Here is a 20,154-nt window from a genome sequence, read left to right as displayed (position 1 = left end):
TATTCAACCATTCAACTAATTAACTATTCAACCAATCCAAAAGCACAAAAAGTTTCAAATCCCGCCCGGGAGGCTGTTGCATGGGGGGGGAGGAATTAATGTTTATATTCTCCGATATTGATAATTTTTTCTCATTCTTAAACGTTGGGCAAAATATAGAATTAAAAACGCCAAAATATTCTTTGAAAATAAAATTAATAGATCATCTTTTTCTTGTGATGCTGTTATAAACGCTGCTAAACGTTTCCCTAACATATTTTTAAATAGAACATTAATATTATGCCCAATACACATTAACGTAAATTCACTACGAACATTATTAAGACCAGATAAGGAAAATCCACGATAGCCTAAATTATGCTTCAAATTACCAAAAACAGGTTCAACTGTCACCGAACGCTTCTTTAGTCGTTCCTGCGCCGCTGAAGTTTGTAACTTTTTCGCCATACGTTCGCAATAACTCTCATTAACTGAACGATGGATTTGCTTAACTTTCTTTTTACTGGAAATACATAAATTAATTAAGGGACAGTCCTGACAATCATTGGAACGATATACGATCCGTTCGCTATTCCTCTCAACTGGAAAAAGCTTCTTACCCGCCGGACATTCATAGTAATCTCCCTGTTCATGATACACAAAATCACTTCGTTTTAGTTTTCTTTCTTCTTTTTGCAATTCTTCCTTGGAGGTCGGTGTCTCCTTTATCGAACGATTGGATAACTGGGGATCGGCTATTACGGCATCGATCTGCTTTTCTTCCAATTCTTTTAGGTCTGCGCTATTGTGATAACCGGAATCGGCTGTGTAAGATCGCTTATCATCTGAACCAAGATTCTTCTCTACTTGTTCTTGGATCGGTATGAATTGACCCTGGTCGTTGGGCTGGCTTACCACTTCATGGGCTACAATTAAATGACTGGACATATCTACGCCTAATTGTGCGTTATAACCCGGCCCATCCACCGAAGGCATCATGCGGGCATCCGGCTCTTTTACATTTATTTGATGTCTTGAACGATGTTCTGATTTGAGCTGTTTCTTACGCTCTTTCAATTGGGCTTTACGTTCTAATATCTCTTTCTCTAAGCGCTCAAGCCGTTCTTTCTCCGCTCGAAGAGTTTCTAAATCTAATTCATCCGTGGCCCCCTGTTCTACAAAATTACAGCGCTGCATGTATTGCTTGATCTCTGCTCTTAACTTCTCTATACGTTTGTCTAATTGATCCTCAGTGTAGCCATGACGCTTACTGCTGTGCGCTTTGATTTTCGTGCCATCTATGGCTATCTGGTTGAAACTACTTATGCCTTCGGCCTGGGCAATTAAAAGTATCTCTACAAAATATTGGTCTAATAAATCCAAATGTGCCTTGCGAAAACGACTTAATGTACTATGATCCGGATGCTGATTCCCAGTGATATAAATGTAGCGCGTATCATATTTACACAATTCCTCCAGCTTACGGGTGCTGGTAATGCCGTTACTATAAGCATAAAACCATAAGGCAAGCATCATGTCTGGGGCATAAGAATCACCGCCTTGCGAACTATAACGGGAATAAAGTGCACTTAAATCAAGGCGCGAAACCAACTCCACTACAAATCGACTCTTTGGATCGTCTCTGGCAAAATCTTCCACACTATAGCCAAAGAGATTCATTTGTGAGCGATTATAAGTAATAAAACTCATGGAATTCCTTTGTTATTACTTGTTTTATCTGTCGCCCAGAATTTACAAATTTTTTGAATTTTACTCAAACTGAATTTGCAACAGCCTCCCGGGCAGGACTGGATCTTTCAGAGGAAGTATCTTAAACTAACCTGCCTGGCGCCTGAAAAGTTAAAATTCAGCAAACCATTGATTTTACCTTCCGTTTTTATTAACCTTATTGCAGTAAAATGTATCTAAATTTATTGGAAGCGGGGTAACGATGCGAAGCAGAAAAGTTCAGTCCGTTACATTAATTTTAATGGGGGTGATGGTCTTGATATTTGCAAATCAGAGTGTTTCCGGGGAAATCAAAACAAAGATCAGAAAACCGGCAGTGGCCGGCGCTTTTTATCCTTCCAGCGCAAAAGCCTTGCAGTCGATGATCGAAAGTTTTTTAAAGAAGGCACAATCGCCGGAAATAAAGGATGCGATTACCGGAATCATTGCGCCACACGCCGGATATGTGTATTCGGGCGGGGTGGCGGCCTATGCTTACAAAGTTTTACAGGGCAGAAAGATCAAGCGTGTGGTGGTTATTTCTCCCAGTCATGTGGAATATTTCAGCGGAGCCGCTGTTTACGACGGCACGCATTACGAAACGCCGCTCGGTTTAATTCCAGTGGATGCCGAATTTGCCCGCAAACTGGCCAAAAAAAGCGATCGACTGGAACTCTCTGAACATGGGCACACCATCAATTTTCAGGGGCGTGGCGAACACGCGCTTGAAGTACAGCTGCCCTTTTTACAGGTGGTGCTGGATGATTTTCAACTGGTGCCCATTGTCATGGGCGAACAGAGCTATGAAACGGCCCGCGCCCTGGGACGCGCTCTGGCAGATTTGATCGAAGATGATCGGACAATCATCGTGGCCAGTTCCGACCTTTCGCACTTCCATTCCTATCAGAAGGCCATTGAGCTGGACAAAAAAGTAATCAACGCCATTAAGGAATGGGATTATTACAACCTTTCGCGTAATTTACAGGGCCGTATCTGGGAGGCCTGCGGCGGCGGCCCTATCGTCAGCCTGATGATTGCTTCCGAATATTTGGGCGCGACAGAGGCCAGACTGCTAAAATACGCCAATTCGGGCGATGTGCCCATGGGCGATAAAAGCCGCGTGGTGGGATATGCGGCGTTTGTCTTTGTAAAGGCAAAAAAGGCAAGTGCAAATGATGAGTCGTTTTCGTTAGATCGAAAGGCGCAGCGCAAATTACTGGAGATAGCTAAAAAAGCGGTGGAAACAGCGGTAGAAAAGGGCGGTGTTTACGAACCTTCCGCAGATGGCATCGAAAGCATTATGCAGGATCGCGGCGCATTTGTTACCTTAAAGATCAACGGAAGGCTACGCGGCTGCATCGGCTACACGGCGCCCTTAAAACCGCTTTATCTGGTGGTGCGCGACGTGGCCATTCAGGCGGCGACCGCTGATCCGCGTTTTAGTCCGGTTACGCCGGCCGAACTGCCATTGTTAGAATATGAAATATCGGTGCTTTCGCCGTTCCGCCATGTGCGCCATGTAAACGAAATCAAGATTGGCAGAGACGGCCTGCTGATTAAAAAGGGCGCCAACGTGGGCTTGCTGCTGCCGCAGGTGCCGGTGGAGTGGGGATGGGATCGAGAAACCTTTTTGCAGGAAACCTGTCGCAAGGCCGGTTTGCCGCGCGATGCCTGGCAGGACGAAGACGCCGATCTGTTTCGTTTTTCTGCCTTTGTCTTCGGCGAAGGCTAATGTTGTGCTTCCCTGCTCCTGCGCTGAAAAGTTGCCGCCGGAACGCGTTTCAAATCTTTGCATATCGCCCGGCTTGAGTGCGCTGTTTTACCAGAGCAGAAAAAATGCCTCATTACAACGAAAGGGCGGAAAGATCTCCGCCCTTTCGTTTATCCGGCCAGAATCTTTTCAATCTCTTTCAGTTCTTTTTCGCTAAATTCCAGGTTGTTGATGGCGGCCACGCAGTCTTCAATTTGCTCTACGCGACTGGCGCCGATCAGGGCCGAAGTAATGGTTGGATATCGCAGCGTCCAGGCGATGGCCATTTGCGCCAGCGACTGTCCCCTTGCGCGGGCTATTTCGTTTAATTTTCTGATTTTTTTCAGGCGTTCCGGGGTAATGTCTTCTTTGCTCAGAAAGCCGTGGGCTTTGGCGGCCCGCGAATCTGCCGGGATGTCTTTCAAATATTTATTGGTCAGCATTCCCTGAGCCAGCGGCGAAAACACAATGCAGCCAATGCCTTCCTGCTTCAAAACTTTGAGCAAACCATTTTCGATCCAGCGGTCAAACATATTGTATTTGGGCTGATGAATGATAAACGGCGTTCCCAGTTCTTTGAGGATTTTGGCCGCCTTGCGTGTTTGCTCATGGTTGTACGAAGAAATGCCCACATACAAAGCCCTTCCGCTGCGCACGATGTAATCCAGCGCGCCCATGGTTTCTTCTAACGGCGTTTCCGGGTCCGGGCGATGATGATAAAAAATATCCACATAATCCAGCCCCATGCGCTTTAAGCTCTGGTCAAGGCTGGCCACCAGATATTTTCTGGAGCCCCAGTCGCCGTAAGGGCCCGGCCACATTTGCCAGCCGGCTTTGGTGGAGATTACCAGCTCATCGCGATATGAGCGCAAATCCTGAGCCAGAATGCGCCCGAAATTTTCTTCGGCTGAACCCGGAGGCGGGCCGTAATTATTGGCCAGATCAAAATGTGTGATGCCAAGGTCAAAAGCGCGACGGATCATTTCTCTGGCGTTTTCAAGAGAATCCACGCCGCCAAAATTATGCCATAAACCGAGCGAAACAACGGGCAATTTTAATCCACTTCGTCCGGAACGTCGGTACGCCATGGCGTCATATCGAGTGGGAGCGGGTAAATAGGACATTTTAACCTCCTGTTTAAAAGTTTAAAACTGGCTTTTTGGCCGTTACCATATTATCTTTAATTTAAAATCTAAATAAAAAGAGGTTCAAATGAAATATTTTGTGTTTGCCCTTGCCGCCATTCTACTATCATGCCAGAATCAACCTGCGTTCAATTTGCAATTTGAGAAAGTGGCGCAAAACTTACAATTCCCGGAAGGCCCGGCCTGGGATGGCCAGAATACCCTTTATTTTTCCAATTGTTACGGAAACTGGCTGGGCATGGTGCAAAATGATGAAGTAGATACCCTGCTTACGGTTGATTCCACGCAAAATTGTTTTCGTCAAACCAACGGATTAACCTTTCATTCCGACGGGTATCTCTATGCCTGTGATTTTGGGCTTGGCGCCATAGAACGATTTGACAGGAACGGTAGCTGCCAGATCATCGAAGCCGGTTTCAATCGCCCCAACGACCTGGCCTTTGGCCCTGAGGGGCATTTGTACATTACCGATCCAAAGTCTTACGACAAAGACACCCCCGATGGTTGCGTTTACCGCTACAATTTTACCATTGGGAAGATTGAACTGGTGGCCGACAGCCTTTGTTTTCCCAACGGCATTGCCTTTACGGCCGACGGGAAAAGCGTTTTTGTCGCAGAATCGGCGCAAAACCGTGTGTTAAAATTTACGGTTGAATCGGACGGGAAACTGACCCATCGCCGGATTTTTGCCGAAATGCCGGGCGGAGACCCCGACGGCATTGCGCTGGATGTGCGAGGCAATGTTTATGTGGCCCATTTTGGCGCAGGGCGCATTGCGGTTTTCGATCCGCGCGGTCAATTGATCGCCTCCATACCGACGCCGGGCAAAAAACCTTCCAATCTTGAATTTGCCGATCCTGATCTAAAGACGCTTTATGTCACAGAAGACGAAACCAACGCTCTTTATCGGGCGCGCGTACCGATTGCCGGATTGGCGTTAAGCTATCAACAAAGGGAGGGCCATGAAAGCGATTAAGTTAATCATTTTCTTTTTGATAATTTTTAACGGAGCATTTGCCATGCAGATAACCTCAGAAGATTCGTCCTTCATGACCGATATTTTACCAGATACTCTGAACGGCTGGCGCTCCGAAGGTTCAGACCAAATTTACACGGCAGAAAATTTGTACGAGTTCATTAACGGCGGGGCGGAACTCTATCTCTCGTACGGATTTAAGAAACTTTACCACCGAACCTATGTACGCAAAGATTATCCGGATATTCTGGTGGATGTGTTTGACATGGGAAGTGCGGCCAATGCCTTTGGCGTTTTTATGCACACGCGCGAGAAGGTGGAAGCCGCCTTTGGACAGGGATCGGAATATGTGCAGGGTTTTTTGAATTTCTGGAAAGACCGCTTTTACATTTCCATCTTAACCATGGCCGAAACACCTCAGAGTAAAGCGGCGTTGTTCAAACTGGCCGCGCAAATCGATGCTCAAATTCCCCAAAAAGGAGAAATCCCCGACCTGGTGCGCAAGTTGCCGCAAGAGGGCCTTAAGCCAGCATCCGTCCGTTATTTTCATCATTACATCTGGCTCAACAGCTATCTTTACCTTTCTCATGACAATATCCTGAACATTTCAGAGAAAGAGCGCATCGCGCTCGGAAAATACAGCGACGGCTCAACGCTGGTAATCATCCAGTACGAGAACATCGAAAAAGCAAAAAACTCCTACCAGACGCTTGGCCAAAAATACTTTCCGGAAATGAAGAAAAACGATGTTTTCAAAGTCCGAAATATCTTCCTGACATTCAATTTACATCCTCCCTACCTGATCATTGCAGCTAACGATCAAAGCGCAGACGGGCTGAAAAAATTAGTGCAAAAAACCATCGCTCAATTAAAATAGGAGGAAGGCGCATGTCTTCTGCCATAACCCGTCGATCTTTTTTAAAGACCGGCATAGCCGCCGGCGCGGCGCTGTATTTGCCTTTAAGCGCGCCGCTTTTCAGTCAAAGCGAGAGCCGAAAAAAATCAACTGTCATTCTGATTCGCCGTAAAGATTTGTTCTCTAAAACAGGCAAAATACAGCCCGAAGTGGTTCAGGAGATGCTGGACGAGGCTCTGTTGAAGTTAACCGGCAGGGAAAACATCCATGCCGCCTGGACGTCCATTATTAACAAAGACGACATGGTGGGTATTAAAAGCAATGTCTGGCGTCCGCTGCCAACGCCGATTGAGGTGGAATCGGCCATTAAAAAGCGCCTTTTGCAGGTGGGCGTAAAAGAAAACAACGTGGATATTGATGATCGGCGCGTATTGCGGAATCCGATCTTTCAAAAGGCCACGGCGCTAATTAACGTGCGCCCCATGCGCACCCATGCCTGGTCGGGCGTTGGCAGTTTGATTAAAAACTACATCATGTTTGTTCCGCGTCCGGCAGATTATCATCCGGATTCCTGCGCAGACCTGGCGGCCATCTGGAAGCTGCCGATTGTCAAAGACAAAACGCGGTTGAATATTTTGGTCATGTTTACGCCGCTTTTTCATGGTATGGGGCCGCACCACTTTAACCCGAGGTTTACCTGGCGTTACAACGGATTGCTGGTGGGTTTTGATCCGGTGGCTGTGGATGCGGTGGGCGTACAAATCATCCAGGCCAAACGCCGACTCTATTTTGGAGAGGATCGTCCGATTAATCCGCCGCCCAAACATATTGTTCTGGCAGAAACGCGTCACGCCCTTGGTTACGCGAACCCGCAAAAAATTGAATTGATAACCCTTGGTTGGCAGAAAGATTTATTACTTTAATCCTCTGAACGGTAGTTTGAATGGCGCACAATAACAAAGTAAGGCGCCTGGTCACTTGCGAGGCGTTTTAAAGAAAAAGAGCATCAACTCCACCGTCAGGAAAAAAATGGCGGCCAGATAAAGGCCGATTAACAGCCAGAAAAGATTCCCCAGCCTGAACGTTTGATAATAATTCACCTCGGCGGTTAAATAGAACAGCCCCACCAGAAATAAAAGCGTGAGATTAGAAAACCACAATAAATAGCGGCTGACCCTTTTTACGGTCAGCTCTCTTTTTTCGGGCGAAAACCAGTAATCTTTGTGCGGGATGTTAATTAACTCTTCCGGTTTTTTAGGAAGATAGTAGAGCATTAATTGAAAAAGAGCGGCCATAAAAAGAAGAACGCCGATGTCAATGATAAGAAGCGTTGTTTTGGAAGCCCAGCCGGTAGCGTCGCCCAGGGCATTAAAATGGATGGCAACGCGCTCCGGCAACCGCGGGTAGAAGTAAATCTGCGTGCCAATGCCGGCAAGCGTCATTCCCCACATGGTCGTGCAAAAAAAGGCGTTTTGATTAATGCGCAAAAACTTCATCTGGTTGCCAGTTTATTTTATCTCCGGTAATGTTAATATCTACAGGCTGCTCAATATTGAAATGCAAGATGTTTTGCGGATTGGTCAGGCGCACCACGCAAACCTCCTTAATTCGTGAAATGGGCACCACCTCGTCGCCCATGCCGTTGGTCCTTTTCTGGCTGGACCAGTAAACCACATTTGGCGTTTGGTTTTCGTCCAGGTACCAGCCCAGAAATATAACCGAGTGGCCGCCGCCGTTTTCCCAGGAGATATTCATAAAATCGCCGGGGCGGGCCTGATTCGGTTTAATCCTGACGCCCATTTTTGTGTATTGTACCAGGGCAAAATGATTTCCGTAACCGTCCGCATTCCATTTACCCCACAACTTAACGTGATCTTCTCGCCTTCCGCCGTCCGGCTCCTGCATTCTTGCCGCTTCAAAGCGATCTTCAGAAAGTTTTGGCGTGCGGCCTGCAAAAATTAAATTCAGCGCTTCAATAAAGGCAGCGTAGGTGGAACCGCTACAATAGCTGGTGGGACGCGGGGGAGTGATCAACGATTTGCCGAACAATTTTAATTCATAGCCAATGGGCGATTCCGGCGGATCGGCTTTTAATCCGGCAAAATAGCCTCCGCCATCCGGCGCATGGGCCTGAACGATATCGATTGCTTTGAGGACGTACAGGTTGTAGCCAGAAACGTATTTCCCAAAAATTTCTGCGTGGCGGGTATGGTGCGTACCGGCCGTAAGATCATCTTTTTTTAAAACAAACCAGCTGCCGTCATCGCTTGTTGGGTGCAATTGGTTCTGTGTTTTACAAAAGGTGAGCAGAAAAAGCGCGAATATGAATAAAAAACGTTTCACAATGCCTTCCTTTATTTTTTGTAATATTTAAGGGCATCGGGGAGAATTTTTTTCAAGTTTTTAATGCGCGTTTCATCAGAAGGATGGGTGCTTAAAAATTCCGGTGGCTTATTTCCGCCGCTCATTTTAGCCATCCGTTCCCAGAACTTGACGGCTTCTCGAGGATCATAGCCGGCCATGGCCATAAAAATCAAACCCAAATGATCGGCCTCTTTTTCATGGAGCCTGCTGTAAGGCAATAAAACGCCGACTTGAGAACCAATGCCAAAGGCCGTTAAAAACAAATTGCGCGTTTCTTCCGGTTTCTCTTCTAACGCTTTGCTTAAAGCCAGGCCTCCCAGTTGAACCAATAGCCCCTGACTCATACGCTCGTTGCCATGCTCGGCAACGGCATGCGCTATTTCATGGCCCATAACCACCGCCAGGCCGGTTTCATTTTGCGTAATGGGTAAAATGCCTGTGTAGACCACCACCTTGCCGCCGGGCATACACCAGGCGTTGATTTGCGGGTCTTCCACCAGATGAAATTCCCACTGGTAACCGGATAACCTGTTCGCCATGCCTTTTGCGGAAAAATAGCGCTCAACGGCGTTTTGAATTTTTTGCCCCACCCGTTGAACCATGCGGGCTTCCGGCGTGCCGGTAATTACTTTGTGCTCGCTTAAAAACTGTTCATATTGTTGAAAACTCATGCTTAAAATCTGCGGCGCGGGAATGATGTTTAATTGCTTGCGTCCGGTTATTGGAACAGTAGAGCAGGCCATTAAAAAAGCCAAAAGCGGTAAGAGAATGATTGATGCGCGTCTCATATTTACCTCGTCTTTTTTATCAAATATTAATCCAGTTGACGGAAAAAAGCAAGTTTTATGATCTGCCTTTCTTTATTATTCAAGTAAGCGGAACAAAGACCGATAAATCAATTAATACTTTAGAACATCACAAAAGGTACTTTCAGCAATGATTAAAATCAAGAACAGGCGAGTACAAAATTTTCTTAAAAACAGCGAACAACTGCCTTCGCTGCCTGTAATCTCTTTAAAAATCATCCAGCTTACCGAGGATCCGGATTTTGAAATTAAAGACCTGGCCAATATCATCAAAGCGGATGCGGTTTTTACGGGCAAGTTACTGCGCATTGTTAATTCTTCCTATTTTGGCCTGAGACGCGAAGTAAAAAGTATTGAACAGGCTATTTCGATGTTAGGCGTGGATTCGATCCGCAATCTGGCCATTACGTTCAGCCTGTTTGATGTCTTCCCTGCCGATCATTCAGATATTTATCCGGAGTTGTTTAAAAAATCGTTGTGCGCCGGAATTGTTTCCAATTTTGTCTCCGAAATCGTAACGCAAGAAGAAAAAGAAGAGTTGTTTTTGGCCAGCACCCTGCAATACCTTGGGGCCTTTTTCCTGACGTTCATGATTCCCAAAACCTACCGGGCCATTCTGGAAGAAGGCCGGCGTCGCGGGCTGCCCTACCTGTTCATCGAAAAAGCGGAGCTGGGAATAACGCATCTTGAGATCGGTCTTTTTATGGCCAAAAAATGGCGGTTGCCGAAAATCATCGAACAGGCTTTGCAATACAGAATTAAGCGTGACGTTTATTTTTTTAAAGATTCTGCTCAGGAAATTATTTCAAAGCTGGAGATCGTTCGCGTTGGCAGTCTTGCCGCGGAAATATTTTTTGGATACCATCGCGCCCTTTCCATGGCCCTGTTCCGGCAAACCCTCCAAAACATTTCCGGGCAGATTACCCGTGAAGTTGCGCAGGACTTGCTTTCCTCGGTTCCGAATTTAATGAAAAATATGTACGACCAGTATGGCCTGGATTTTACCGGCGATATGAGTTATGAAGATATTGTCCGCGAGGCCGAGCAGGAGCTGATCCAGCTAAGTTACCGAAATGTGCGCACCTATTTCGAGATGCAAAGGATGAAAAACCAACTCAATGAGCTGGAAGAAAAAAGCCCGACGAATTAAGAATTTTTTATTCTTTCTTTTGCCAGAATTTAGGACTCCAGATTGTGCAACCCGGCACATGCGCCTCTCTTAAAGCCTGTTCAATCTTTTGTAGGCTTTGTTCGAAAAAGGCTTCTTCGATGGCCGGGAACAACTCCCGCTCTTCAAAGCGCACATGGCTGATTACCATGCTGGCCAGTTCGTTCAACAGGCGTCTTATTTCATCTTCATCACTTAAATTATTTAACCTCTTTACCAGGTCGTCCATGGTTTGATGTTCTTGAAGAACGCGCGTTCTGAGATGTTCGGGAACGTGCGGCCATTCCTGGCGCGTCATGATGATGTTTTCTTCACGTTGAAAATGGGGAAAGAGGTCGTTTTGCCAGATGAAGTTAGCAAATTCGAGTAGAATGCGCGTTTCGGTACGGTTGGCAATTCCTTTATGCAAACGATTGGCGTTTAACAACGCATTGTGGTGTTCCCATGACAGGGGCACAAGATATTTGCTGCGTTTCATGGTTTTGCTCCTGAGTATTTAAACAAGCCCTGCTCACTTCCTGTGAACAGGGCCTGAGTACGGTAAGGCAATATGAACTTATTGCTTTTCCATCATGCGGCCGCCCAGGTGTTCGGCCAAAAACTTTTCCATGGCGCGGTAAAAATCGAACCGGTTTTCTTCGTTGCGGAAACCATGGCCTTCATTGTCTTTAACCATATATTCCACTTCGACGCCTCTTTTGCGCAGGGCTTCCACCATCTGATCCGACTCTGCCTTGTTGACGCGCGGATCGTTGGCGCCCTGAGCGATAAACAGTGGCGCTTTTATTTTATCGGCATGGAAGACCGGCGAGGCCTCGGCCAGCAGCAAACTGTCGCGCTGCGGATGGCCGACCATTTCATGAAACATGTCCAGGTAGGGCTTCCAGTAAGGCGGAATGGTGTTTAAAAAGGTGAACAGGTTAGAAACCCCGACGTAATCGATGCCGCAGGCGTAAAGATCGGGCGTAAAGGCCAGCCCGGCCAGCGTGGCGTAACCGCCATAAGAGCCGCCGTAAATGGCAATTCGTTTGGGATCGGCGATGCCCTGTTTAATCAGCCATTGTACGCCGTCGGTGATGTCATCCTGCATCTTTTTGCCCCACTGCTTAAAGCTCAGTTCCCAGAACTTTTTGCCGTAACCGGTAGAACCGCGAAAATTGATTTGCAAAACGGCATAGCCACGGTTAGCCAGAAACTGAACTTCCGGATTAAATCCCCACACATCACGGTACCAGGGGCCGCCGTGCGGATTAACTACCACCGGCAGGTTTTTGGGCTCCAGGCCTTTGGGCAGGGTTAAGTAGCCGTGAATGGTTAAGCCGTCGCGCGATTTGAAGGTGATGGGCTGCATCTCGGCCATGTATTCTTCTTTTAGCCAGGGGCTGATATCGGCCAGGTGGGTCAGTTGTTTGCTGTTCAGATCGTACAAAAAGTACGAGCCGCGCGTTTTATCGCTGTAGGTGCGCACCAGGCATTTATCTTCATTCTTGTTAAAATCAACCACGGCAACTTCATAGCCGGGCAGCAGTTTTTCCAGCTCGGTCTGCAACTGGCGCCGTTCGTCGTCAAAAAAGACGTAGCGCCGTCGATCGGTAACGTACGAAGCGCCGGTAAGCACCTTGCGCTTTTTGGAGTACATCACCCCGGCAATATCCACCTCAGGATGTTTGTAAATCACTTCCAGCTCACGGGCATTATCCAGATCAAATTTGACCAGCGCCTGCTTGTCTCTGTTAAGATTTGATTTAGCGTAAATGATTGTAGGGTCTTCGAAGCTAAAAAACAGCGGCTGCATGGTTTCTTTAAAATTGGTGGTTAAAATCGTTTTGAAAGGGCTGTTTTTATCTTTTCGATAAAGCAGGCTGGTGTTTACGCCGTCGGTGGTAATGGCCAGACGAATATCGCCCTGCCAGTCGGTTATCCACTGCGAAATATTACCGGGATTCTGAGCGATCATTTCCATCTCGCCGGTGTTAATGTTGATGCGGTAGGCGTCAAACACCCTGGGATCGCGCTTGTTCATCTGGATTATCATGTGCTCCGGATCGTCTTCCAGGTCGTCAATAATTCCCACGCGTACTTTTTCGAAAGGCGTTAAAACCGCAGGATTGCTGCCGTCAATATTTACGGCGTACAATTTAAAGTTTTCGTCTCCGGCTTTGTCCTGAACGTAGATGATTCGTTGATCATTGGCCCAGGCGAAGCCGGCAATATCGCGGTTTTCTGCGCTGGTAATGCGCGTCGCCTGCTCTTCACCTATTTTTTGCACAAAGACATTTAAGCGGCTTTTCCAGGGCTGCAAAAAGGCAATGTGTTCTCCATCCGGAGAGAGCTTAAAGCTGGTTTTGGTCGGATTTTTGAAAAAATCCTCCATGGGAATGAGCGGAGGCTGCTGCTCTTTTTTCCCGGTCTGGCAAAAAACCAGGAAATTAAGAGAAAAAGCCAACATGAGGGTCATGAAAATGAGTTTGCGCATTGCGGTCTCCTTATTTTAATAAAATTTAAGTTTCTCTTTTAATAGTTTTTTGGTGTAAGGATTGATGTCCATTTTTTTTAACATCTCAGAATCGAACCAGCCAACCTCAGAGGCGTCGTCGCCAGCGGCTGCCCGGCCTTCGAGATAATCGGCCCAAAAATCTAAAATGACGTAGTGAAAACGTATTTGATTATTTGGGTTGCGCTCGATGACTTCAAAGGCGTAAATCAATTCCTGAACCTTTGCTTTAATGCCCGTTTCTTCAAGAAGTTCACGCTGGCATGCTTCCTTTAATGTTTCGCCCAACTTTAGCCGGCCGCCGGGTATGGCCCATTGATCTTTTGCCGGAGGATTTTTTCGTTTAACGAGCAGCACTTTGCCGTCCTTAATAACAACGGCGCCCACGCCTATTTGCGGATAACTTTGTTCGGCCATTTTTTTATTTCTTTGATTTCAATGCATTTAATTTAATGTTTTACGATCTCTGTTTCAAAATATTACTTATGTTTTACGCAAAAAAACAAAAAAAGTTAAAAAAATGAAGAATGATTAAACAAAATGTTACTTTAAAACAAGTAATTTTTGAACCTTGATTAATAGGATTTTAGGATTTCCTTGATTTTATTTGTGCAGGGGAAGTTCTCCTTTAAATTTAAGGAGAGATTTTGATTTCAGAAGAACAATCATGGCAATCTCCAAATCGGGCCAATCACAGTTCAGAAATTTGAACCTTGATTAACAGGATTGAAGGATTTACTTGATTTAATTTGTTCAGGGGAAGTTCTTCTTCAATTTTAAGGAGAGATTTTGATTTCAGAAGAACAATCATGGCAATCTCCAAATCGGGCCAATCACAGTTCAGAAATTTGAACCTTGATTAACAGGATTGAAGGATTTACTTGATTTAATTTGTTCAGGGGAAGTTCTTCTTCAATTTTAAGGAGAGATTTTGAAGGCAGAAAAACAATCATGGCAATCCCTAAATCAGTTCGATCACGGTTCAGAAATTTGAACCTTGATTAACAGGATTGAAGGATTTACTTGATTTAATTTGTTCAGGGGAAGTTCTTCTTCAATTTTAAGAAGAGATTTTGATTTCAGAAGAACAATCATGGCAATCCCTAAATCGGGCCAATCACGGTTCAGAAATTTGAACCTTGATTAATAGGATTTTAGGATTGCCTTGATTTTATTTGTACAGGGGAAGTTCTTCCTTCAATTTTAAGGAGAGATTTTGAAGGCAGAAAAACAATCATGGCAATCTCCAAATCAGGCCAATCACGGTTCAAAATATTCCGCCTTGTTGCCTTAAAATTAAATTATGGTCTCTGCCCTCCTCTGTTGTTGGAAAATAGATTTGAATCACAATCCAGTTTTCAACTTTTAGTAATTTTAGTCGAACCTGTAAAACAGCGATAAGCACAATGGTTGACAGGGCAACATTAAAAAAGGAGTTTAGATGATGCGTTTTTTGGTGTTAACGCTTTTTGTTCTGAGTAATATTTTGCTGGCTAAAACAACGGTGATTAGCCATTCGCCGCAATCGGTTTCAGTTGTCCCCACCAATGAAGGGGCCAGAATTAGCTGGGAATTAAATCTGCCGGATACGGTATTAAGTTTTAACAATAGCGTACCTTACGGCATCTGGAGCCCCCATTTAAATCAAGCGCTTGGCTGTGTTTTTGATCTGAGCGCCTTCCCCAACGCAACGCTGGAGCAAATCGATTTTGTGCACTATTCCCGACAAAAAATGCACGGTCCTTATTATTACCGCATTTTGTTTTTTGATATGGACAGCTCCAAATTATTTTACACAATCGATAGCCTGCAGGCAGGCGATTCCTTTGACTTCCCCCGATTTGAGGTTGGCGTGCCGTTGGGGTCCATCCCGGCCCGCGATCGTGTGGGTATTTTTGTTGAAGGACTCTCTTCGCCGGATGGCTCAAACGCTTTTCCGGCTCTGATGACCGATTCCAGCGAATATGTGCCGGGAATTAGTTATTACCTTGCCGATGTTAACGATCCCTTTCTAGCCAGCGACCCCAATTACACCAATTTTTACGAATTGAGCGAGGTGGCCAATGGGGCGACCAATCTGTTGCTTGATTTGTGGATCAACACCGGCGGCAATAAAACGAGCGGCGCTAACCTGCGAGTGCAGCCAGCGCTCTCCCGTCCCAACTCTTTTTCAGACGATGGCCTGGTGGGCTTTCTGGAACCTTCTGTTGCAAAAGCCATGCAAATCACGCAAAATCAGTCGATTATTGATGGTTTTTATATTTACCGCGGCGACACGACGGACGGCCAATTCGAACAGATCGCCGAGGTGACCGCAGAGGTTCGGCAATATATCGACGCCAATCCCTTAAGCGACAGCTCCTATTTTTATGCCGTGTCCAGTTTTAACGAAATGACCACTTCCATTAAAAAAATAAGCGCCTACTTTCAGCCGCCTGTTTTGACCATTAATGAAGCGCGTGTTGACAACGATAACGACTTTTCACCCGATTTAAGCGGTAAAATTGTGGCTGTGCGCGGGACGGTTGTCTCTCCGAATTTTAGCGATAAGGTGCAATTTTTTATTAATGACAAAGAGGGCGGCATTCTGCTCTATTCTTCCCGGTTCAGCCTTGATTTGAAGATCGGAGATAGTCTATTTGTTTACGGCAAAATTACGCAGTACAAAGGACTTACGGAAATAGCGCTCGATTCAGCCGCTCAGGTGCAGGTTATCGGTCAAAAGGAACATCCGCCGATGCCGCTGACTCTGGCCGATGTGGGCGAGGCTTATGAAGGACAGCTGGCGATTTTTACAGGATTAAGAATTGTTAATCCGGCGGATTGGCCCGCTGAAGGTAATAATGGCGCTTCTGTAATGGTTACGGATGGCCAGGACACGGTTGCTCTTTTCATCGATAAAGACACCGATCTCGATGGCTGGACGCCGCCGGTTGGAACCTTTAGTATGATCGCTATTGTTGATCAGTACACCAATAACGTGCCGGCCAGCGATGGATACGAGCTCCGTCCGCGCTCTCGCGATGATTTTGCTCCAGAAACGGCCATTGAAACGCCTCTGCCGGCGGTAAAACAATTTGATTTAAAGCCATGCTATCCCAATCCTTTTAATCCGTTTACAACCATTGAGTACACTCTGCCCCATCAGGCCAGGGTTTCCATTAAAATCTTTAATATTCGCGGGCAGTTGATTGAAACAGCACTTGAGCAGGTAAAAGAAGCAGGACGACACACGTTAAAATTTAACGGAGTTGATTTGCCATCGGGCATTTACCTGGTTTCTTTTAAGGCGGGCGATTACCAGGAAACGCAGAAGATCATTTTAATTAAATAAAATCTAAAAAGGGGCTTTTAAAGCCCCTTTTTATTACCATCGTCCTTTTCGATTCCAGCCGTGATTTACGCCCCCTACAAAATGACCTTTCCCCCCTCTGCCGGCAGTGCGCAGTGTTTTGCAATGGTAAAGATTCCACACAGACTCCTGATGTTTCTTTCCTCTGGGCTTCAGTAAAAAAGGCAGGTGTTTTAGAGAGTTAGCGTCAGGCTTGATGGGAATTGTGTTTCTCATGTGCGCCCTCCATTTTTGTAGTACATCACTTTTTACGCCGAATTTTCTGAAAATATCCATTATTTTTTTTGTGATTTGATGAAAATCACATACTTGAAGAGCCATTCGTTAGTATTATTCTTACACATCAATTATTCTAAATAAATAAAAATAGGATTATTATAAGTATGGAGCGTAGAGAATTGCCCCGTTTGGTATTAAATAATACCAGTGTGCGGTTTAAAAAATTAAACCCCGCCGCATTCTGGACGAGACTCTCCCCTCATTTTAGCATACATGATCTTTCGAAAAGCGGTTTATCTTTTAAAACAGATTTCCCTGTTTCAAAAGGTGAGAAGGTCTATTTAAAGGTGTTTTTTAGCGATGGCAATGCCATTACTCTAAAGGGGATTGTAAAGTGGCGTAAAGAATTGAGCAATGGCAGCAACATGTCGTTGGTAGGTGTCCAGTTTTTACCCTTTGGGAAAAATTCGGATTATAATGACCTCTCTTCTCTTAATTATCTCCGTAAATTGCTGCCCTCCACCCATGTCGGTTCACAGATTTCCAATGAATTTAATGAACATCTCGAATAATCCGCGACTCTCATTTGCCCGGTATTAAATTGATTTCTATATTCCTCAATAAATGCTCTATTTATTGAAAAAAGGAATTTGCAGATGAAGCTTAAATCTGTTTCTTTACACTGGCAAATTTTGATTGGTTTAATCCTTGGCGTCCTTCTGGCCGTCGTTTCTCGTATTTTTCAATTTGAATCCTTTGTAATTGAAGACGTTGCCCTGTTAGGCGACGTTTTTATTCGCGCATTAAAAATGATTATTGTGCCGCTGATTGTTTCTTCTATTATTTCCGGCGTTACCAATTTAAGCGATGCAGAGCATTTTGGGCGTTTGTCTTTAAAAACGATTAGTTACTATGTTATGACCAGTATCCTGGCCATTCTTACCGGTTTGATATTGGTCAATTTAATAGCGCCTGGTATAGGCGCCAATCTTAGTTTTCAAGAGATGCCTGAGGGGCTGGAGACCTCGGTTCAGAGTTTTAGTGATCTGTTGATACGCATTATCCCGGAAAATCCCCTTGCGGCCATGGCCAGAGGAGAGATATTGCCAACGATATTTTTCTCTTTGTTGTTTGGCTTTTTTATTACACGCGCTCCGGAGCCGTATAAAACACAGCTTACCGGTTTTTTTCAGGCGGTTTTTGAAGTAATGATGGGCTTAACGCATTTCATTATCCTTTTTGCGCCCGTTGGCGTCTTTGCTTTGATTGCCAAAGTGATTGCTCAAACCGGTTTTGATGCGGTTTTGCCGCTGTTTAAATATATGGTAACCGTTATCCTGGGCTTGCTCATTCACGCAACCGTTACGCTGCCACTTTTGGTTTATTTTCTTGGCGGCATTTCACCGTTAAAACATTTTAAAGCCATGTCGGCCGCGTTGATGACCGCTTTTTCCACTTCCTCTTCTTCGGCCACCCTGCCCTTAACCATGGATTCCATTGAAAACAATGCCGGCGTTTCGAACAAGGTGAGTAGCTTTGTGTTGCCGCTGGGGGCAACCATTAATATGGACGGCACGGCTCTTTACGAGTGTGTGGCGGCCATGTTTATCGCTCAGGTTTACGGCATCGAACTTTCGTTCGGGCAGCAGATGATTGTGGTGATGACGGCCCTGCTGGCCAGCATCGGTGCCGCCGGCATCCCCATGGCCGGACTGGTGATGATTACCATCATTCTGAAAGCGGTGGGCCTGCCGCTGGAAGGCATTGGCATGATTCTGGCGGTGGATCGTATTCTGGATATGTTAAGGACTTCGGTAAATGTGTGGAGCGATAGCTGCGGGGCGGTGCTGATTGCGCGCAGTGAAGGAGAAGACAAACTCAGAGTTCTAAAAAGCGGACGGGCTTAAGCCGATGGCAGGGGAATAATCAAGTCGAATCGGCTGCCTTCGTTTAATTTACTTTCGGCTTTAATTTGCCAGTTATTTTCGTCGGCAATTCTTTTTACGATGGATAATCCCAGGCCCGTACCTTCTTTTTTGGTTGTGTAAAAAGGTTGAAATATCTTCTCCAGTTGCTCCTCTGTCATTCCCTTCCCCCTGTCAATGATTGAAATAATTAGTTGGCCGTTGTCCTGGCGGGCCTGGACGATGAGACGGCCGCCTTCGGGCATGGCCTGCAGGCCATTTAACAGCAGGTTCATAAGCACCTGTTTTAAAGCGTTGGGGTCGGAATCAAAAAGCGGTAAATTTTCTTCAAAAGCGGTTTGAATGCTTACGTTTTGTTTTCGCGCCTTGCTTTCTATCATTTTAATTAAGATATCCAGCACTTCGTAAAGGTTGATTGTCGATTTCGACTGTGCGGGTCTGCGCGCAAAATTAAGGTAATTATCCACAACGGTGTTGATGCGCTGCGTTTCGTGCTCCAGTATGGTAAAAAACTCGGATGCTTTTAAATTTTCTGGCGCCTGCTCTTTTAGAATTTGAATGGAACCGCGAATGGAGGCCAGCGGATTTCTCACTTCATGAGCCAGGCTGGCCGTTAACTCGCCAATGATTGCCAGCCGGTCCGCCATCCGAAGTTTGCGCTCCATTTCCAGCAATAATTCGGATTGCTGTTTTTGTTGTTCGTTTAATTCTTTTAGCTTTTCAGCCAGTTTTCGGTATTTTTCGGTTTCTTTCCTTTCGCCTTCGGCCTTTAAGCCGGTTAAATAACCGATAACATTAAAAAGAAGTACCTGCAAAAAGCGCAGTAAATTGGTTTCTACCAGGCCGCCCCACTGTAAAAACACATGGGGCAAATAAAAAACGGTGATGGCCAGCGCAGAAATTACCCCCCCTTTTATGCCAAACTGAAAAGCAGCCAGCAAAATGGGAATGAAATACAATTGCATCAAGATCAGATGAAACTGCCAGATGGAAGTGGGTGTATGGTAATGAAAATATGTTATTGTAAGAATGAGAACCACGATGATGACCAGCCAATACTTTTTATTCATAAAAGCCCTTTCAAATTATAAACGCTTATTAAAGATATAAAAATCTTTGATCCGGGCAAAATGGATTTGAATAATTGTGGTTATTTTTGTGCCATGGATTCTACTGGTATTCAAGATGATAGTCCTCTTAGTTTAAAAATTATGTGGTTGAAGTTGTAGCTTGTGTGTCTTTGAGTGTTGTAGAATAACATACACCTTTAATAAGATTGGAGACTATTCTCCATTTTGTCCAGTTTTACTTAATTCGTATTCCGCGCTCTAAATCATTAAATACAAAGCGGTTACCGTTTTTCTTAAAATAGCGGCACGACCCTTGCAAGTA

General features: G+C 45.4%; 18 protein-coding genes. 8 read left to right on the top strand and 10 right to left on the bottom strand.

The genetic code is table 11. The annotated features are described in order from the left end of the window. Nucleotides 1-102: 102 nt before the first annotated feature. Entirely contained in the window at nucleotides 103-1,689 is a 1,587-nt protein-coding gene (locus Cabys_RS19410) for an IS1182 family transposase (RefSeq protein ID WP_071961313.1), read from the bottom strand. A 295-nt stretch (nucleotides 1,690-1,984) separates the two neighbouring features. Between Cabys_RS19410 and amrB the strand changes: the two genes are divergently transcribed. Next, nucleotides 1,985-3,439 carry an AmmeMemoRadiSam system protein B gene (amrB, locus tag Cabys_RS19405; RefSeq protein ID WP_217184005.1) on the top strand — a complete coding sequence of 485 codons (1,455 nt, stop codon included), beginning with the start codon at nucleotides 1,985-1,987 and terminating at the stop codon, nucleotides 3,437-3,439. A gap of 149 nt (nucleotides 3,440-3,588) precedes the next feature. On the opposite strand, the gene mgrA is transcribed toward amrB, so the two are convergent. After that, nucleotides 3,589-4,581, bottom strand: a complete 993-nt coding sequence (gene mgrA / locus Cabys_RS19400) for an L-glyceraldehyde 3-phosphate reductase (protein ID WP_006927648.1) — start codon at nucleotides 4,579-4,581, stop codon at nucleotides 3,589-3,591. A gap of 88 nt (nucleotides 4,582-4,669) precedes the next feature. Here mgrA and Cabys_RS19395 point away from each other — a divergent pair, with 88 nt between their 5' ends. From Cabys_RS19395 to Cabys_RS19385, 3 genes are read left to right on the top strand one after another with little or no spacing between them, the layout of a single operon-like run. Next, entirely contained in the window at nucleotides 4,670-5,578 is a 909-nt protein-coding gene (locus tag Cabys_RS19395) for an SMP-30/gluconolactonase/LRE family protein (protein ID WP_006927649.1), read from the top strand. After that, nucleotides 5,565-6,455, top strand: a complete 891-nt coding sequence (locus Cabys_RS19390) for a DUF6599 family protein (RefSeq protein ID WP_044281018.1) — start codon at nucleotides 5,565-5,567, stop codon at nucleotides 6,453-6,455. The genes Cabys_RS19395 and Cabys_RS19390 overlap by 14 nt, the downstream gene beginning before the upstream one ends. Nucleotides 6,456-6,466: 11 nt before the next feature. Then, nucleotides 6,467-7,357, top strand: coding sequence for a DUF362 domain-containing protein (locus Cabys_RS19385; protein WP_006927651.1), 891 nt, complete (start codon nucleotides 6,467-6,469; stop codon nucleotides 7,355-7,357). A 51-nt stretch (nucleotides 7,358-7,408) separates the two neighbouring features. Here the strand turns inward: Cabys_RS19385 and Cabys_RS19380 are convergent, their stop codons facing one another. The 3 genes from Cabys_RS19380 to Cabys_RS19370 are packed head-to-tail and all read right to left on the bottom strand — an operon-like array spanning nucleotide 7,409 to nucleotide 9,586. Then, complete coding sequence (locus tag Cabys_RS19380; RefSeq protein ID WP_006927652.1) at nucleotides 7,409-7,930, bottom strand: DUF1648 domain-containing protein; 522 nt, start codon at nucleotides 7,928-7,930, stop codon at nucleotides 7,409-7,411. Continuing rightward, entirely contained in the window at nucleotides 7,911-8,777 is an 867-nt protein-coding gene (locus tag Cabys_RS19375; RefSeq protein WP_006927653.1) for a hypothetical protein, read from the bottom strand. The genes Cabys_RS19380 and Cabys_RS19375 overlap by 20 nt, the downstream gene beginning before the upstream one ends. A gap of 11 nt (nucleotides 8,778-8,788) precedes the next feature. Continuing rightward, nucleotides 8,789-9,586 (bottom strand): M48 family metallopeptidase, encoded by a 798-nt coding sequence (locus Cabys_RS19370; protein WP_006927654.1) that lies wholly within the window; start codon nucleotides 9,584-9,586, stop codon nucleotides 8,789-8,791. A gap of 148 nt (nucleotides 9,587-9,734) precedes the next feature. On the opposite strand from Cabys_RS19370, the gene Cabys_RS19365 reads away from it, so the two are divergent. Beyond that, entirely contained in the window at nucleotides 9,735-10,754 is a 1,020-nt protein-coding gene (locus Cabys_RS19365) for an HDOD domain-containing protein (RefSeq protein ID WP_006927655.1), read from the top strand. 7 nt (nucleotides 10,755-10,761) lie between these two features. Here Cabys_RS19365 and Cabys_RS19360 read toward each other — a convergent pair whose 3' ends face one another. From Cabys_RS19360 to Cabys_RS19350, 3 genes are all read right to left on the bottom strand, one after another. Continuing rightward, on the bottom strand, nucleotides 10,762-11,250 hold the full coding sequence (locus Cabys_RS19360; protein WP_006927656.1) for a hemerythrin domain-containing protein: 489 nt from the start codon (nucleotides 11,248-11,250) through the stop codon (nucleotides 10,762-10,764). 78 nt (nucleotides 11,251-11,328) lie between these two features. Further along, a complete protein-coding gene (locus Cabys_RS19355) occupies nucleotides 11,329-13,248 on the bottom strand; it encodes a S9 family peptidase (protein ID WP_006927657.1) in 1,920 nt (639 codons plus the stop codon). A 15-nt stretch (nucleotides 13,249-13,263) separates the two neighbouring features. Continuing rightward, complete coding sequence (locus Cabys_RS19350; RefSeq protein ID WP_006927658.1) at nucleotides 13,264-13,683, bottom strand: NUDIX hydrolase; 420 nt, start codon at nucleotides 13,681-13,683, stop codon at nucleotides 13,264-13,266. A 1,024-nt stretch (nucleotides 13,684-14,707) separates the two neighbouring features. Here Cabys_RS19350 and Cabys_RS19345 point away from each other — a divergent pair. Continuing rightward, entirely contained in the window at nucleotides 14,708-16,600 is a 1,893-nt protein-coding gene (locus Cabys_RS19345) for a T9SS type A sorting domain-containing protein (protein ID WP_052304143.1), read from the top strand. A gap of 33 nt (nucleotides 16,601-16,633) precedes the next feature. On the opposite strand, the gene Cabys_RS19340 is transcribed toward Cabys_RS19345, so the two are convergent. Next, nucleotides 16,634-16,834, bottom strand: a complete 201-nt coding sequence (locus Cabys_RS19340; protein WP_006927660.1) for a hypothetical protein — start codon at nucleotides 16,832-16,834, stop codon at nucleotides 16,634-16,636. Nucleotides 16,835-17,001: 167 nt separating this feature from the next. On the opposite strand from Cabys_RS19340, the gene Cabys_RS19335 reads away from it, so the two are divergent. After that, entirely contained in the window at nucleotides 17,002-17,409 is a 408-nt protein-coding gene (locus Cabys_RS19335) for a PilZ domain-containing protein (RefSeq protein ID WP_006927661.1), read from the top strand. An 84-nt stretch (nucleotides 17,410-17,493) separates the two neighbouring features. Then, on the top strand, nucleotides 17,494-18,744 hold the full coding sequence (locus tag Cabys_RS19330) for a dicarboxylate/amino acid:cation symporter (RefSeq protein ID WP_006927662.1): 1,251 nt from the start codon (nucleotides 17,494-17,496) through the stop codon (nucleotides 18,742-18,744). Here Cabys_RS19330 and Cabys_RS19325 read toward each other — a convergent pair. Beyond that, nucleotides 18,741-19,832, bottom strand: a complete 1,092-nt coding sequence (locus Cabys_RS19325) for a sensor histidine kinase (RefSeq protein ID WP_006927663.1) — start codon at nucleotides 19,830-19,832, stop codon at nucleotides 18,741-18,743. The two genes, Cabys_RS19330 and Cabys_RS19325, sit on opposite strands and share 4 nt — an antisense overlap. Nucleotides 19,833-20,154: the final 322 nt, after the last annotated feature.

The organism is Caldithrix abyssi DSM 13497, assembly GCF_001886815.1.
Classification (GTDB): Bacteria; Calditrichota; Calditrichia; order Calditrichales; family Calditrichaceae; genus Caldithrix; species Caldithrix abyssi.
Note: the sequence above shows the minus strand (reverse complement) of the source record. Positions and strands in the feature narration are given on the sequence as shown.